14 protein-coding genes are annotated in these 14,872 nt (G+C 72.9%); 4 read left to right on the top strand and 10 right to left on the bottom strand.

Translation table 11 applies throughout. The annotated features are described in order from the left end of the window. Positions 1-18: 18 nt before the first annotated feature. Together IG64_RS05985 and IG64_RS05980 are read right to left on the bottom strand one after the other, a co-directional pair. Complete coding sequence (locus IG64_RS05985) at positions 19-381, bottom strand: VOC family protein (protein WP_037852779.1); 363 nt, start codon at positions 379-381, stop codon at positions 19-21. A gap of 3 nt (positions 382-384) precedes the next feature. Further along, entirely contained in the window at positions 385-1,233 is an 849-nt protein-coding gene (locus IG64_RS05980; RefSeq protein ID WP_037852776.1) for a trans-aconitate 2-methyltransferase, read from the bottom strand. Between the two features lie 119 nt (positions 1,234-1,352). On the opposite strand from IG64_RS05980, the gene tamR reads away from it, so the two are divergent. Beyond that, positions 1,353-1,850, top strand: coding sequence for a MarR family transcriptional regulator TamR (gene tamR, locus IG64_RS05975; RefSeq protein ID WP_037852775.1), 498 nt, complete (start codon positions 1,353-1,355; stop codon positions 1,848-1,850). Here the strand turns inward: tamR and IG64_RS05970 are convergent. Further along, on the bottom strand, positions 1,809-2,582 hold the full coding sequence (locus tag IG64_RS05970; RefSeq protein ID WP_037852772.1) for a response regulator transcription factor: 774 nt from the start codon (positions 2,580-2,582) through the stop codon (positions 1,809-1,811). The two genes, tamR and IG64_RS05970, sit on opposite strands and share 42 nt — an antisense overlap. 289 nt (positions 2,583-2,871) lie before the next feature. Between IG64_RS05970 and IG64_RS05965 the strand changes: the two genes are divergently transcribed. Then, a complete protein-coding gene (locus IG64_RS05965; protein WP_037852981.1) occupies positions 2,872-3,315 on the top strand; it encodes a GNAT family N-acetyltransferase in 444 nt (147 codons plus the stop codon). Positions 3,316-3,448: 133 nt separating this feature from the next. Here the strand turns inward: IG64_RS05965 and IG64_RS05960 are convergent, their stop codons facing one another. The 4 genes from IG64_RS05960 to galT form a co-directional block, all read right to left on the bottom strand. Beyond that, positions 3,449-4,138 carry an adenosylcobinamide amidohydrolase gene (locus IG64_RS05960; protein ID WP_037852771.1) on the bottom strand — a complete coding sequence of 230 codons (690 nt, stop codon included), beginning with the start codon at positions 4,136-4,138 and terminating at the stop codon, positions 3,449-3,451. Between the two features lie 354 nt (positions 4,139-4,492). Next, positions 4,493-5,647 carry a galactokinase gene (gene galK / locus IG64_RS05955; RefSeq protein ID WP_037852770.1) on the bottom strand — a complete coding sequence of 385 codons (1,155 nt, stop codon included), beginning with the start codon at positions 5,645-5,647 and terminating at the stop codon, positions 4,493-4,495. Then, on the bottom strand, positions 5,647-6,615 hold the full coding sequence (gene galE, locus IG64_RS05950; protein WP_037852767.1) for a UDP-glucose 4-epimerase GalE: 969 nt from the start codon (positions 6,613-6,615) through the stop codon (positions 5,647-5,649). The genes galK and galE overlap by 1 nt, the downstream gene beginning before the upstream one ends. Further along, positions 6,612-7,673: a galactose-1-phosphate uridylyltransferase gene (gene galT / locus IG64_RS05945; RefSeq protein WP_037852765.1), complete on the bottom strand. Its 1,062-nt coding sequence runs from the start codon at positions 7,671-7,673 to the stop codon at positions 6,612-6,614. Before galT ends, galE begins: the two co-directional genes overlap by 4 nt. Before the next feature lie 230 nt (positions 7,674-7,903). Between galT and IG64_RS05940 the strand changes: the two genes are divergently transcribed. Together IG64_RS05940 and IG64_RS05935 are read left to right on the top strand one after the other, a co-directional pair. Beyond that, positions 7,904-9,604 (top strand): sodium:solute symporter family protein, encoded by a 1,701-nt coding sequence (locus IG64_RS05940; RefSeq protein ID WP_037852764.1) that lies wholly within the window; start codon positions 7,904-7,906, stop codon positions 9,602-9,604. Positions 9,605-9,625: 21 nt separating this feature from the next. Then, positions 9,626-9,976, top strand: coding sequence for a hypothetical protein (locus IG64_RS05935; RefSeq protein ID WP_037852763.1), 351 nt, complete (start codon positions 9,626-9,628; stop codon positions 9,974-9,976). Positions 9,977-10,009: 33 nt separating this feature from the next. Here the strand turns inward: IG64_RS05935 and IG64_RS05930 are convergent, their stop codons facing one another. From IG64_RS05930 to IG64_RS05920, 3 genes are all read right to left on the bottom strand, one after another. Next, on the bottom strand, positions 10,010-10,678 hold the full coding sequence (locus IG64_RS05930; RefSeq protein ID WP_037852762.1) for a helix-turn-helix transcriptional regulator: 669 nt from the start codon (positions 10,676-10,678) through the stop codon (positions 10,010-10,012). A gap of 137 nt (positions 10,679-10,815) precedes the next feature. Beyond that, positions 10,816-12,747 carry a PQQ-binding-like beta-propeller repeat protein gene (locus tag IG64_RS05925; protein WP_037852761.1) on the bottom strand — a complete coding sequence of 644 codons (1,932 nt, stop codon included), beginning with the start codon at positions 12,745-12,747 and terminating at the stop codon, positions 10,816-10,818. A gap of 199 nt (positions 12,748-12,946) precedes the next feature. Then, positions 12,947-14,857 (bottom strand): PQQ-binding-like beta-propeller repeat protein, encoded by a 1,911-nt coding sequence (locus IG64_RS05920; protein ID WP_037852759.1) that lies wholly within the window; start codon positions 14,855-14,857, stop codon positions 12,947-12,949. Positions 14,858-14,872: the final 15 nt, after the last annotated feature.

Raw genomic sequence — 14,872 nt, 5'->3', positions numbered from 1 at the left:
AACGCGGGGCGCCGGCGCTCAGCCGGCCGGTTCCAGGAACTCCAGCCGGTTGCCCGCCGGGTCCTCGGAGTAGAAGCGCTTGTGGCCCGGCAGGTTGTCGTCCCAGGTGACCGGGGCGCCGCGGGCTGCCAGGCGGGCGGCGTACGCCTCGATGCCCGTGACCCGCAGGCCCGGGTGGGCCTTCTTCGCGGGCCGGAAGTCCTCTTCGACGCCCAGGTGGAGCTGGACGGTGCCGGCCTGGAACCAGCAGCCGCCCCGGGCGGCCAGGACGGGCGGCTTGGGGATCTCGGTCATGCCGAGGACACCGGCGTAGTACGCCCGCAGTGCGTCCTCGTGGCCGGGCGGGGCGGCGAGCTGGACGTGGTCGATCGCGGCGAGCACGGTTCACGCCTCCTTGGTGGCGACGGCGAAGATGCGGCGGAAGGGGAACGGGGTGCCGTGCGCACCGGCCGGGTAGGCCTCGCGCAGGGCGGTCCGGTACTCGGCGAGGAAGGCGTCGCGGGCCTCGGGGTCGTCGGCGAGCGCGGTGAGGACGGGGCGCAGGCCGGTCCCCTTCACCCAGTCCAGGACCGGGTCCGGCCCGTGCAGCAGGTGCAGGTACGTCGTCTCCCACACGTCCGCCGTGCACCCGAGGCCGGTCAGCTGCGCCAGGTACGCGGCGGGTTCTCGCACGGCGTCCTCGTGCCGCAGGACGTCGCCGAGGCGGTCGCGCCAGCGGGGGGCCCGGGCGAGGGCGCGCATCAGCCGGTGGCTGGGGGCCGAGAAGTTGCCGGGGACCTGGAAGGCGAAGGTGCCGCCGGGCCGCAGTGCCGCGATCCAGTCGGCGAAGCGGCCGGTGTGGCCGGGCACCCACTGGAGGGTGGCGTTGCTGACGATCAGGTCGAAGGGCTCCTGGGGCGTCCAGGTCCGGGCGTCGGCGCGGACGAAGTCGAGCTGGCCCCCGCCCGGGGTGGGGCCCGCGTGTTCCACCGTCGCCCTGTCCAGCATCTCGGGCGCGTTGTCGTAGCCGGTGATGCGGGCGGCGGGCCAGCGGGCGGCGAGGAGCACGGTGACGTTGCCGGGGCCGCAGCCGAGGTCGGCGATGCGGGGCACGCCCCCCGGCGGCCGCGCCGGCAGGTCCGGGATCCGGGCGAGCAGGTCGGTGAAGGGGCGGGCGCGGTGGTCGGCGTGGCGCAGGTACTGGGCGGGGTCCCAGGTGGGGCTGTGGATGTCGTGGGCGTGGTCGGCGGGCATGGCGGCCTCCTTGACGTCACGGGAGCCGGAGCCCCGTGACCCGCACGGCGAATCTCTCTCGATTCCAAGATAGTTGATATCAAGAGACTTCACGTCGACACAACCACTACACTGATCGCATGGAGGACGAGGTCGATCGGCTGGTCGCAGCGTGGCGCCGGGAGCGCCCGGACCTCGACGTGGAACCGCTCGAGGTGCTGAGCCGCGTGAGCAGGCTGGCCCGGCACCTGGACCGCGCCCGCCGGCTGGCCTTCTCCGAGCACAGTCTGGAGCCCTGGGAGTTCGACGTGCTGACCGCGCTGCGCCGCGCGGGCGCGCCGTACCAGCTCTCGCCCGGGCAATTGCTCACCCAGACCCTGGTCACCTCGGGCACGATGACCAACCGCATCGACCGGCTCGCGAAGAAGGGTCTGGTCGAGCGTCTGCCCGACCCCAGCGACCGGCGGGGCGTCCTGGTCCGCCTCACGGACGAGGGCCGCGACCGCGCCGACCAGTCCCTGGCCGGCCTGCTGGACCAGGAGCGCGCGATCCTCGGCGAGCTGTCCGCCGCCCAGCGCTCCGAACTGGCGGCGCTGCTACGCCAGTTGACCGCCCCGTTCGACAACATCCCCGGCTGATCCCAGATCCGCGGGACCCACACCGGCCCGGCGGGCCAGTGCGACGGCGGCCAGCGTGGAGTGCACGCCGAGCTTTCCCAGCACGTTCTGCATGTGGGTACGGACGGTGTGCGGGGACAGGTAGAGCCGTTCGGCGACGGCCTTGCGTCCGAGCCCGGCGACCATGCAGCGCAGCACCTCCCGCTCGCGCGGGGTCAGCGACTCCACCAGGCGTTCGCTCTCGGTGCGGTGCTTGCGGGCGGCGGTCAGCTCGCGCAGCACGCCGGTGAGCAGGGCGGGCGGCAGGTGCGTCTCGTCGCGCAGCACCCCTCGGATGACGGTGAGCAGCCGCGACAGCGAGCAGTCCTTGGCGACCCAGCCGCAGGCGCCGGCCTGCAGGGCGAGCGCCGCCCGCCGGGGGTCGTCCTTCTCGGCGAGGACGACGGTCCGTACGCCGGGCTGGCTGCCGCGCACCCCGGCCACCAGGGAGATCCCGTCCACCAGGCCGTCGGCGTTGCCCTCCTGGACGGGGACGGGCGCCCGCCCGCCGGGCACGCTGCCGCCGAGGTCCGCGTCGACGAGCAGCACGTCGAAGCGGCGGCCCTCGGCGGCGGCCCGCTCCAGGCAGCGCAGCGCGGCCGGTCCGGAGCCGGCCGCGGACACGTCGACGTCCGGCTCGGCGGCCAGGGCGGCGGCCAGGGACTCGGCGAAAATACGGTGGTCGTCGACGACCAGGACGCGGACTCGAACCACTGAAACCCCCTTCCCCGGGCTCCTTCACGAAGCAGGGGATTCCCGTCACCCAGGACGACGGCCGGCCCTGCCGAGGAGGCCGGCGGCGCGGGCACGGCGCCCGGGGCCGCTGGACCGCAGGGCCGCCGCCATGCGGAAGTGCTACCCCCACTTCGGGCGCCGTACCCGGCTGTCTCGCCCCCTGATCGGCACCGGCCCCCACCGGTACCGCTCCTCAGAGTACGACCGGGGGCCGGGAGGGGAAGGAATTTCACAGAACTGACCGACGAGCGCGTCTAGGGTGTGCCGCATGTTTCGTATCGAGGCGAAAGTAGACAAAGAGCGCCGCGATCTGCTCCGCTCCCGCCTCCGTGACACCAACACGGCGGCCTCCCCCGTCCTGGCCGCCCTGCGCGGGACCCCCGCCGAACGAGAGATCCCCCTGCACGTGTGGGCGCTGGACGAGTCGGGCGCGCTGGCCGGCGGTCTGGTGGGGCACACCTGGGCGACCTGGCTGCACGTCGCGCACCTGTGGGTCGACGGCCGCCACCGCGGCGCGGGCCTCGGCTCCCGCCTGCTGGCCCGCGCCGAACGCATGGCCCGCACCCAACGCGACTGCCACGGCGCCCGCCTGGAGACCTGGGACTTCCAGGCCCCGGAGTTCTACCGCAAACACGGCTACAAGGTGGTCTGCGCGATCCCCGACTATCCCCCGGGAACGACGGAGTACACGCTGATCAAGCCGCTGGGGTGAGCCGGTGGACGAGCGGGGCCGACGCTACGACGGCACCTCGTCCGGCCCCATGTCCTCGTCCTTGGTGCCGGGTCATCGGATCCTCCCGGCTCCGGTGTGACGGAACCGGTCTGCCGACGGGCACGATGCCGCATCACCCGGCCGACACCGCCTCCCCCACCGCCCGGTGCACCGCCCGGGCCAGTCGGGCGCCCCACAGCGAGCGGGGGCCCGCGAAGGGCTGGGGATCCTCGCCGGGCACCGGGGTGCGGGCGGCGATGCAGACCGCGTCCGTGGGGGTGCCGGAGCAGTCGTGGCCGGTTTCCAGAAGGGCCTGGACCTTGGCCTCGGTGGCGGTCGCGACCGCGTTGACCAGGGCCGCGTCGGTCAGGGCCACGGGGAGGGCGGCGATGATGTTGATGGTGCCCGGCCGGGCGGGCAGGGCGGTGCCCTCGGCGGGCGAGGCGGCCCAGCCGCGTACGTCGATGCCCGCCGTGACCAGTGCCTGCGCGCCGGCGTCCGCCGCGCGGGCGTGGCGGGAGACGTCGGCCGCCGTCATCAGGCCGACGCCCTCTCCCCTCAGTCCGGCGCCGGCGGCCAGTCCGGCCAGGTGGCGGTCCGGTTCGGTGCGCCGGTAGCCGTGCGCCACCTGGGCGTTGAGGACCCAGCCGCGCGGACCGACACCGCCGCCGAGCACCGCGCTGCTGACCATCCGCCACCCCGGGCCCGCCCGCCACAGCAGCGCGTGCAGCCGCTCACCGTCCTCGGTGCGGGTCAGCAGGCGCGCCGCGCACGGGCCGGCGGTCGGGGCGGCGGGCGCGGACGCCGGGTGGGTGGTGGTCACCGGGGGTGGCTCCTTGCGGTGGGGAACCGGCCGATCGTACGGGGGAGCGTGACCGCGGGAGCCGGCCGCCCCGGGCGCGGGCGGCCCCCGTCCCCGCCTTGCGCAGGGGCCCCGGCCCCGGACCTCGCCCCCACCTCACCTCACGCGCAGGCAACTGCAACCCCCACCTCACGCACAGGCCGCCCCGGACCCCGCCTCACACGCGGGGGGCTGCCTGCCCCGCCGCGAGCCCGCGCGGGGCGTGTCCGCCTCGCGGGGCCCGGCCGGCCCCGGCCTGCTCACGCCGTCCGCCTCGCGCACGGCGGCGCGGGCAGTCGCACCCCGTGCCGCCGCGTCCGTCCGCTGGGCGCCGCGTCAGATCAGGCGCCGCGCCCCCGCCGAGGGCACCGCCTCGAACACGCGCGGGGAGGTGAAGCCGGCCCCCGCGAAGGCCTCCTCGACCGCCTTGGTGACCGAAGGGACGGCGGTCTCCTCGGCGAGGACGATCGCCGAGCCGCCGAAGCCGCCGCCCGTCATCCGGGCGCCCAGCGCGCCGGCGGCCAGGGCCGTGTCGACGACCAGGTCCAACTCGGGGCAGGAGATGCGGAAGTCGTCGCGCAGCGAGACGTGGCCCTCGGTCAGGACCGGGCCGATCGCGCGGGCGCCGGTGGATCCGAGGAGGGCGATGACGCGTTCGACCCGGGCGTCCTCCGTCACGACGTGGCGCACCAGGCGGCGGATCTCCTCCTCGTCGCCGAGCCGTTCCAGGGCCGCGTCCAGGCCGTCGTAGGGCACGTCCCGCAGGGCGTCGACGCCGAGCAGGGCCGCGCCCTTCTCGCAGCCGGCCCGGCGCTTGCCGTACTCGCCGTCGCTGTGCGCGTGCTTGACGCGGGTGTCGACGACGAGCAGGCGCAGTCCCTCGCCGGCCAGGTCGAAGGGGACCTGGCGCTGGGACAGGTCGCGGGTGTCGAGGAAGAGGGCGTGGCCCTGCGTGCAGCAGGCCGAGGCCGTCTGGTCCATGATGCCGGTGGGGGCACCGACGTAGACGTTCTCGGCGCGCTGGCACAGGCGGGCCAGCTGCCAGGGCTTCAGGCCCAGTCCGTACAGGTCGTTCAGGGCCAGGGCGACGACGACCTCCAGGGCCGCCGACGAGGACAGGCCGGCGCCCGAGGGCACCGTCGAGGTCAGGTGCACGTCCGCGCCCAGCACCTCGTGTCCGGCCTCGCGCAGCGCCCAGACCACGCCCGCCGGGTAGGCGGTCCAGTCCTTGTCGGACTCGGGCGCCAGGTCGGCCACGCGCAGTTCGACGGGGTCGCCCGGGACGTCCGCCGAGTGCAGCCGCAGGACACCGTCGGCACGGCGGGAGACCGCCGCGATCGTGTCGTGCGGCAGGGCGAACGGCATCACGAAGCCGTCGTTGTAGTCGGTGTGCTCACCGATGAGGTTGACGCGGCCGGGTGCCGCCCACACTCCCTGCGGGCCGGTGCCGTACAGCGCGGCGAAACCGTCCCGGACCTGCTGTGCCCCCACTACTGCTCCCTCGTGGTGTGCTGCGCGAACTCCCAGGCGTCCGCGACGATCCCCGCGAGGTCCGCGCGGGACGGGTTCCAGCCGAGCTTCTCGCGGGCGGTGCCGGCCGAGGCGACCAGGACGGCCGGGTCGCCGGCCCGGCGCGGGGCCACGACCTCCGGGATCGGGTGGCCGGTGACCTGCCGGACCGTCTCGATCACCTCGCGGACCGAGAAGCCGTTGCCGTTGCCGAGGTTGCAGATCAGGTGTTCGCCGGCGGTGGCGGCGTCCAGCGCGAGCAGGTGGGCGTCGGCCAGGTCCGCCACGTGGATGTAGTCGCGCACACAGGTGCCGTCCGGCGTCGGGTAGTCGTCGCCGAAGACGTTGATCGCCTCGCGGCGGCCCTGGGCGACCTGGAGCACCAGCGGGATCAGGTGCGACTCGGGGTCGTGGCGCTCGCCGTACGCGCCGTAGGCGCCGGCCACGTTGAAGTAGCGCAGGGAGACCGCGCCCAGGCCGTGGGCCGCCGCCTCACCGGTGATCATGTGGTCGACGGCGAGCTTGGAGGCGCCGTAGGGGTTGGTGGGCTTCGTCGGGGCCGTCTCGACGATCGGCGTCCGCTCCGGCTCGCCGTACGTCGCCGCGGTGGAGGAGAAGACCAGCTTGCGCACCCCGGCCTCGCGCATCGCGGCGAGCAGCGCCATGGTGCCGCCGACGTTGTTCTCCCAGTACTTCTCCGGCTTCACCACCGACTCGCCGACCTGCGAGAACGCGGCGAAGTGCAGCACCGCGTCGAAGGAGGGGTCCAGCCACTTGGCGGCGTCGCGGATGTCGCCCTCGACGAAGGAGGCGCCGGCGGGCACGCCCTCGCGGAAGCCCGTCGAGAGGTTGTCGAGCACGACGACCTCGTGGCCGGCCTCCAGCAGATGCTGGGCGACCACGCTCCCGACGTAACCCGCGCCGCCCGTCACCAGGTACTTCCCGCTCATGAACTCGCTACCTCTCGCAATCGCTGGGCCGCGCGCTCCGGGGGCACGTCGTTGATGAAGACGTTCATGCCGGACTCGGAGCCCGCGAGGAACTTCAGCTTGCCGGAAGTACGGCGGATGGTGAAAAGCTCGAGGTGGAGGGCGAAGTCCTCGCGGACGACCCCGTCGAACTCCTCCAGCGCGCCGAACGGCGCCTGGTGCCAGGCCGCGATGTACGGCGTCGGCGGTTCACCTTCCCCGAAGATCCGGTCGAAGCGCCTCAAGAGTTCCAGATAGACCTGGGGGAACTCTGTGCGGGCCGCCTCGTCGAGCGCGAGCAGGTCGGGGACGCGGCGCTTGGGGTAGAGGTGGACCTCGTAGGGCCAGTGCGCCGCGTAGGGCACGAAGGCCGCCCAGTGATCCGTCTCCAGGACGACCCGCTCACCGGCCAGTTCCCGCTCCAGTACGGCGTCGAAGAGGTTCTCGCCGCCGGTGGCGTCCTTGTGGGCGGCCAGCGAGCGCAGCATCAGCGCGGTGCGCGGGGTGGTGAACGGATAGGCGTAGATCTGCCCGTGCGGGTGGCCCAGCGTCACGCCGATCTCGGCGCCGCGGTTCTCGAAGCAGAACACCTGCTCCACCGAGGGCAGGTGCGACAGCTCGAAGGTGCGGTCGGTCCAGGCCTCCAGGACGAGCCGTGCCTGTTCCTCGCTCAGCGCGGCGAAGGACGCGTCGTGGTCGGAGGTGAAGCAGACGACCTCGCAGCGGCCCGAGTCGCCGGCCAGCGACGGGAAGCGGTTCTCGAAGACCGCCACGTCGTAGGAGGAGTCCGGGATCTCGGTGAGCTTGTCACCCCGGGTCGGGCACAGCGGGCACTCGTCGGCCGGCGGGTGGTAGGTGCGGCCCTGGCGGTGGGAGGCCACGGCGACCGCGTCGCCGAGCAGCACGTCCGGGCGGATCTCCGAGGTGGTGACGGTCGGCTCCAGCGGGCGCCGGTCGACGGCGTCCCGCACGGTGTCGTCCCGCAGGTCGTAGTAGATCAGCTCACGACCGTCGGCCAGCCGGGTCGAGGTCTTCTTCACTGCGGACTCCCTGTTCGTCCAGGCCCGGGCCGCACCCGATCACTGTGTCACCCAACACAATCGAACATAACACATCACAACTCACCAAGGGAGGCTACCGACAGCCCGTAAGGAGGCGCCACGGCCCGCACATCACAATCAAACAAAGACAACCAACAAAAGTGTTCAATTCATGAACGCGAAGGCGTAGGTTCCCCGCTGGATCCGTTCGTGCAACGAAGCGAGTACTTATGCAAACCCCCACATCCCCCGGCTACGCACCCGCGTATCTGGCGGCGGAGCTGCGGCTGCCGACCAACGCCCTGGACTACACGATCCTCGCCATCTACTTCGTCGTGGTCCTCGGCATCGGCTTCGCCGCCCGGCGCTCGGTCAGGACCAGCCTCGACTTCTTCCTCTCCGGACGCTCCCTGCCCGCGTGGATCACCGGTCTGGCGTTCATCTCCGCCAACCTGGCCGCGACCGAGATCCTCGGCATGGCCGCCAACAGCGCCCAGTACGGCGCCTACACCGTGCACTGGTACTGGATCGGCGCCATTCCCGCCATGGTCTTCCTCGGCCTGGTGATGATGCCCTTCTACTACGGCTCCAAGGTGCGCTCGGTCCCCGAGTTCCTGCTGCTGCGCTTCGACAGGGGCGCGCACCTGCTCAGTTCGATCCTGTTCGCCTTCGCCGCCATCCTGATCGCCGGCGTCAACCTCTACGCCCTCGCGATCGTCGTCGAGGCGCTGCTCGGCTGGCCGCAGTGGGTCGCGATCGTCGTCGCCGGCTTCTTCGTCCTCGCCTACATCACCCTCGGCGGACTGTCCTCCGCGATCTACAACGAGGTGCTGCAGTTCTTCGTGATCCTCGCGGCCCTCATCCCGCTCGTGGTCCTCAGCCTGAAGAAGGTCGGCGGCTGGGACGGCCTGACCCACAAGCTCACCGAGACGCACGGCGCGGACTTCACCACCGCCTGGGGCGGCACCGGCATCGGCCACGCCAACCCGCTCGGCGCCAACTGGCTGACCATCGTCCTCGGTCTCGGCTTCGTGCTCTCCTTCGGCTACTGGACGACCAACTTCGCCGAGGTGCAGCGCGCCCTGTCCGCGAAGAACCTCTCCGCCGCGCAGCGCACCCCGCTGATCGCCGCGTTCCCGAAGATCTTCATCGTCTTCCTCGTGATGATCCCGGGCCTGGTCGCCGCCGCCGTCGTCCCGAAGATCGGCACCTCCGCCTCCGGGCTCCAGTACAACGACGCGATCCCCTACCTGATGCAGGAACTGCTCCCCAACGGCGTCCTCGGCATCGCGGTCACCGGTCTGCTCGCCGCCTTCATGGCCGGCATGGCCGCCAACGTGTCGTCCTTCAACACCGTGTTCACCAACGACATCTGGGCCAAGTACGTCGTCAAGGGCCGCGAGGACTCCTACTACGTGCGGTTCGGCCGGCTCATCACCGCCATCGGCGTGCTCGCCTCGGTCGGCACCGCGTTCCTGGCGTCGTCGTTCTCGAACATCATGAGCTACCTGCAGACGCTGTTCTCCTTCTTCAACGTGCCGATGTTCGTGGTGTTCATCGTCGGCATGTTCTGGAAGCGCGCGTCCGTGAAGTCCGGCTTCTGGGGCCTGCTCGCGGGCACCACCGCGGCGATGGTGAACTACTTCGTCCTCTACAAGAAGGACATCATCCACATCCCCACCGACCAGGGCGCCAACTTCGTCTCCGCCATCGCCGGGTTCGTCGCCGGCGCGGTGGTCATGGTGGCCGTCACCCTCTTCACCGAGCCCAAGCCGGAAGCGGCCCTGCAGGGGCTCGTCTACGGCACCCGGTCCCCGGGCATGGCGGAAGCGCCCGCCCCCGGCGACGAGGCCTGGTACCGCAAGCCCGCGCTGCTCGGCTGGGGCGCCGTCGTCCTCGCCGCCGCCTGCTACATCCCGTTCTCGTTCTGATCGCGGGAGGATTGAGAGACCATGTCACAGTCTGAGAACCCCGGCCGGTCCGAGCACCAGGACCCGCACTCCGGTTACTCCGAGCAGGACGTACAGCGCGAGGTCACCGACCTGGAGGGCAAGTCCGCGACCGCCGCGCGCATCTTCGACCTGCGGCGCATCATCGGCGGACTGTTCGTCCTCTACGGCGTCATCGTCACGATCACCGGGATCACCGACTCGCAGGCCGCCATCGACAAGGCGCAGGGCGTCAACATCAACCTGTGGACCGGCATCGGCATGCTGGCCCTCGGCGTGTTCTTCCTGGTGTGGCTCAAGCTCCGGCCGGCCGCGCCCCCGGTGCCCGAGGCGGAGGAGCCGGAGGCCGAGTAGGCCCGCACGGCGACAGCCCGGGCGGCGCGGCTGCTACGTGCGGCCCGCGCGGGCCAGCAGACCCGTGCGGGCCGCCAGGGCCGCCGCCTCCAGGCGGGAGCCCACGCCCAGTTTCATCAGGACCCGCTGCACATGGGTGCGGGCGGTGCTCGGGGCGATCCCCATCCCGGCCGCGATCAGCCGTGTGTCCTCCCCCTCGGCCACCCGCACCAGGACCTCCACCTCCCGGGGGGTGAGCAGCCGCAGCAGCCGCTGGCCCTCGTCGTCCGGCTGGGCGGCCGGGTTCAGCAGCTCACCGAACGCCTCCTGGAGCAGTTGCGGAGCCACCGCCGCCTCCCCCGCGCGCGCCTTCAGGATCGCCCGCTCCACGCCCTCTATGCGCTCGTCGTGCCGCACATAGCCCGAGGCACCCGCGGCGAACGCCGCCGCGATGCCCCGGGGGGAGGGCACCGGCCCCAGCACGACCACCGCCACCTGCGGGCGTTCCTGCTTGATCCGCGCCACCGGGTCGAACGCGCCCGGCCCGGCCGGTGCCGCCGTGCCCAGCAGGCACACCTCCGGCGCACGGCTGATCACCAGCTCCGCCGCGCCCGCCGCCGGCGCCGCCGCGGCCAGCACCCGGTGGCCCCGCAGCTTCAGCGCCGAGGCCAGCGCCTCGGCGAGCAGTCGGTGGTCGTCGACCACCATGAGCCGGACTCCCATCGGCAACCCCCCAGTTCCCTCCCGGAAGCTACACGCTCACCCGGTGCCGCGCTGCCCCTCCCGGCCAGAAGTGCCCCGGATCGCCGAAAACACCCGGCGCGCGGAAGCACCCCGCACCGCGACGCGCGACGGCCGGGTCAGCCGCCCGCGCCGAAGACCAGCGCCAGGTACTCCTTGCCGAAGGCCGACGACCGCTGCTTGTGGGCGTAGACCGCCGACATGTAGAGACGGCCCTGCCCGAAGAGGAACTCCGCGTAGTCCGGGGACATGCCGGTCTCCGCGGCCCGTACGTCGCGCGTGGCCGGGTTCTCCAGCAGCACGGTCTCCTTGAAGCTGTTGCCGTCGATGCTCACCACCTGGCCGCCCTTGTCGTAGGGCGGGCGCTTGTAGGCGAGCAGGTTCCCGCCGTCCATGCGCAGCGGGTAGATCTGGTAGCCGTCACCCGCGTCCCCGCGCTGGCCGGTCTGCCGGCCGGTGGCCAGGTCGAACGCGACGATCTCGTTGGTCTGGCCGTGCTCGCCGCTGCCGTCGTGCTGCTCGGTCGGCAGGTACAGCCGGTCGTTGCCGGCCACGATGCCCGCGCAGTACTCGATCCGGGTGATCGCGTCGCAGCGGCCCGCGTACTGCTCGCCGGGCGCGCTGATGTGGGAGCGCAGCTTGCCGGTCGCGCTGTCGACGGCGAAGAAGTCGGAGATGCCGTGGTCTCCGCCGAGGTCGGCCGCGACGACCAGCGGGTCGGTCGAGACGATCCCCGCGTACTCGATGCCCTTGGCCAGCTTGTACTCCGAGAGCACCTTCCCGGAGGCCGGGTCGATGGTCTGGATGAGCAGCTGGCGCCGGCCGTACGCGCCGCACTTGCGCACGGCGACCAGCTTCTCGCCGCCGCCGTACCCGGCGTCGTAGCAGGTGTCGCCGGGCTTGGGGCTCCACAGCGGCTTGCCGTCCGCGACGCTGAAGGCGGCGCCGCCCGCGGTGCCGCCGACGGCCACGGTGCTCCGGCCGATGGTGACGTTGTTCAGGTTGACCGTCTCGTCGCCGGCCTTCACCACCCGCGTCCACAGCTTCCTGCCCGCCGTGAGGTCGATCACCGCGACCTGGCTGCAGCCGTGCGAGGGCTTGGTCTTGGTGGGCATGGCCGGTTCGTACACGATCGCCGTCCGGCCGTCCGCCGTGACGTGGCGGGTGGCCTGGCAGACCGGGCCGGGCAGCTTGAGCGTCCACAGCCTGGTGCCCTTGACCGGGTCGTAGCCGCCGATCTCGGCGTTGCCGGTCTTGGCGTACACCTTGTCGGTGAGCCAGGAGCCGGTGGTCGCCGTCGTGTCGTCGACGGCGGGCATCGGGAGCCGGTACAGGACCTTGGCGGCGGGGTCGGAGGGCGCCTTCTCCTTGCCGCCCGTCGAGGTGCCGCCGGAACCGGACTCGCCGCCGGTCGCACCGCCGGAGGACGCGGTGTCCTTCTTGCCGCTGTCACCGGACGAACTCGCGTACCAGACGCCGCCGCCGATGATCAGCGCGATGGCGGCGACGGCCGCGACGATGATCAGCAGTTGCCTGTTGTCCCTGCGGCCCGGGCCGCCGCCGGGCCCACCGGTGTGCGGCTGCGCCGGGACCGGGGGCTGCCCGGGGTAGCCGTACCCGGGCTGCCCCGGGTGACCGTAGCCCGGCTGACCGTAAACCGGCTGAGCGGGCTGGCCCGGCTGACCGTAACCCGGGTGACCGGGCTGGCCCGGCTGACCGTAACCCGGCTGGGCGGGCTGGCCCGGCTGACCGTAACCCGGCTGGGCGCCGTACGGGCTCGGGGCGGGTGCCTGCGGACCGCCGGGATAGCCGTGACCCGCGGGAGGCTGGGGCGACTGGGGCGCTTGAGGGGCCTGGGGGTAGCCGTAGCCGGGCTGGGGCTGCTGAGGGGGCTGCGGGTGGCCGTACCCCGGTGCCGGCTGCGGGGGCGGTGCCTGCGGCGGCACGCCCGGCTGTCCGGGCTGCTGGTCCTGGGGCTGCCCGCCGGGGGGCGGGCCGAACCCGCCCTGGTGCGGCGGCTGCTGGGGCGGCGGGGGCGGCGGCTGGGTCATGGGCGGATGCACCTCTGGGCGACGGGGGCGGCTCCGGGGCCGGGTTCGGACACGGGCCCCGGGACGGAACCGGGACCTGGCACGGGTCCGAGGACGGGACCGGGGGCCGGGGACGGAAAAGGACGGTGAAGGAGATGAAGCCGGCAGGCCGGGGACGGCGCCGTGGCGCACGGACCGTCCTGCCGGTGGCCGGGCCGCCTCACTTGCCGAAGGCGAGCATCAGCTTCTCCTTCGACTTGTCGTTGCCGTTCAGCCGGCTGGTGGAGATGTAGAACCGTCCGTCGACCCAGTCGACGTCCCGGGAGAAGAAGCCGTTCTCGATCTCCGCGGTGCCCTGCGGGTTCTGGAGCAGCTTCACCGGGGCGTGGTCCGCGCCCCCCGCCGCCAGGGACACGATCTGCCCGCCCTGGTCGTACGACGGCTCGACGTACGCGATGAGCTGCCCGTTCTCCACCTTCAGCGGCATCATCGAGGTGTCCGAGGGGGACTTGGCCCGCCACTTCTCCTTGCCGGTGGAGAGGTTGACCGCGACGATCTCGTTCGGCCCGGTGGTCTGCTTGGTGGGCAGGTAGAGGGTGTCGGCGTCGGCCGCCACGCCCTGGCAGCCCTGGAGGTCGCGGTTGAGGATGGCCCAGCCGCAGTCAGGGGCGAAGGTGCCCTTCACGTCGGCCTGCGAACGCACGGAGCCGTCGCTGTTCAGCGTCGACAGGTTCCAGTGCTTCTTGTCCTCGTCGGTGGAGTACAGCACCAGCGGGTCGACGGAGTAGGTGCGCTGGACCGACCAGCCCTTGGGGATCTTCCGGGTCCACCTGACCCTGCCGGTGGCGGGGTCGAGTTCCTGCACCTCGTCGTGGGCGTCGGCGCCGCCGGCCCCGCAGGAGGCGACCAGGACGAGCCGGGCGCCGCCCGCGAACGCGGTCGGGAAGCAGGCCTGGCCGTACCGCGTCTTCTCGTACATCTTGGCGCCGGTGTCGACGTTGTACGCGATGCCCGACTGCGAGCGGCCCACCATCAGCGTCTTGCCGGTGAGGGACAGTTCGACGGTGAGCGCGCTGTCGAAGAGCGCTCCGTCGGCGACCGTCGCCGTCCAGCCCTTCTTGCCGGTGTTCAGGTCGATCTGCTGGAGCTGGTTGCACTTGGCGCGGTCGCTGGTGCCGCTCATGTACGCCACGACGACCTTGTCGTCGGCCGTCTTCTGACCGGTCACCGCGCAGATCTTCTGCGGGAAGGCGACCGGCGCCCAGGTGGGCCTGCCGTCAGCGACGTCGTACGCGAAGAGCTGCTTGTAGGCGGCCTTCACCGCGGTCTTGCCGGTGATCCACATCCCGGGGGCGTCGGCGCCGCTGCCGGGGGCGTCCGGGGCCTCCTTGTACCAGAGGACCCGGGCCTCGCCGGGCTTGCGGCCCGCGTTGAGGTCACTGGAGCCCTTGTCGCCGTCGCCGCTGCCGTCCCCCGGGTTGACCGGCGCGTCGGACGCGCCGGCCGAGCCCGACGCCACGGCGTCGCCGCTCTTCTCGGCGACCGGCTTCTTGTCGCCGCCGTCGCGGCCGGTGACGGCCCACACCGTGCCGCCGACCACGAGCAGCGCGGCCACCGCCGCGCCGATGACGACGGCGGGCCTGCCCTTGAAGGGGCTGCGCGAGCCGCCGCCGGCCGGCGGGGTGCCGGGCGCGCCGGGGAACTGCGGCTGCGGGTGTCCGTATCCGGGCTGCTGCCCGTACGGCCCCGGCTGCTGCGGCGGCCCGTAGGGGCCGGGTGCGGGGGCACCCGGTGCGGGAGTGCCGTAGGGGCCCGGCTGGGCGTAGGGGCCCGGCTGGGCGTACGGGCCGGACTGGCCGTGCGGGCCGGGCTGCTGCGGGTAGCCGTAACCCGGCTGCGGCTGCTGCGGATAGCCGTACCCGGGCTGGGGCTGCGGCGGGCCGGACGGCGGAGCCGACGGGGCCGGCGGAGCGTCCTGGGGCGGCTGGGCCGGGGGCGGGGGCGGCGCCTGCCGGGGGTCCCCGGGAGCGCCGAACGCGCCCGGCTGCGCTGGTTGCGGCTGCGAAGGCCCGTCCTGTGGCGGCGGTGCTCCGAAGCCACCCTGCGGCGGCTGACTGGGCGGCTGAGTCATCAGCGCGTTCCCCCC

Source organism: Streptomyces sp. NRRL S-340, from assembly GCF_000720185.1.
GTDB lineage: Bacteria > Actinomycetota > Actinomycetes > Streptomycetales > Streptomycetaceae > Streptomyces.
Note: the sequence above shows the minus strand (reverse complement) of the source record. Positions and strands in the feature narration are given on the sequence as shown.

Bases quoted from the DNA above. Each gene is read 5' to 3' on its own strand.
- IG64_RS05920 (WP_037852759.1), bottom strand. From the start codon at position 14,857: ATGACTCAGCCGCCCAGTCAGCCGCCGCAGGGTGGCTTCGGAGCACCG.
- galE (WP_037852767.1), bottom strand. From the start codon at position 6,615: ATGAGCGGGAAGTACCTGGTGACGGGCGGCGCGGGTTACGTCGGGAGC.
- IG64_RS05965 (WP_037852981.1), top strand. From the start codon at position 2,872: ATGTTTCGTATCGAGGCGAAAGTAGACAAAGAGCGCCGCGATCTGCTC.
- IG64_RS05980 (WP_037852776.1), bottom strand. From the start codon at position 1,233: ATGCCCGCCGACCACGCCCACGACATCCACAGCCCCACCTGGGACCCC.
- tamR (WP_037852775.1), top strand. From the start codon at position 1,353: ATGGAGGACGAGGTCGATCGGCTGGTCGCAGCGTGGCGCCGGGAGCGC.
- IG64_RS05925 (WP_037852761.1), bottom strand. From the start codon at position 12,747: ATGACCCAGCCGCCGCCCCCGCCGCCCCAGCAGCCGCCGCACCAGGGC.
- IG64_RS05930 (WP_037852762.1), bottom strand. From the start codon at position 10,678: ATGGGAGTCCGGCTCATGGTGGTCGACGACCACCGACTGCTCGCCGAG.
- IG64_RS05935 (WP_037852763.1), top strand. From the start codon at position 9,626: ATGTCACAGTCTGAGAACCCCGGCCGGTCCGAGCACCAGGACCCGCAC.
- IG64_RS05940 (WP_037852764.1), top strand. From the start codon at position 7,904: ATGCAAACCCCCACATCCCCCGGCTACGCACCCGCGTATCTGGCGGCG.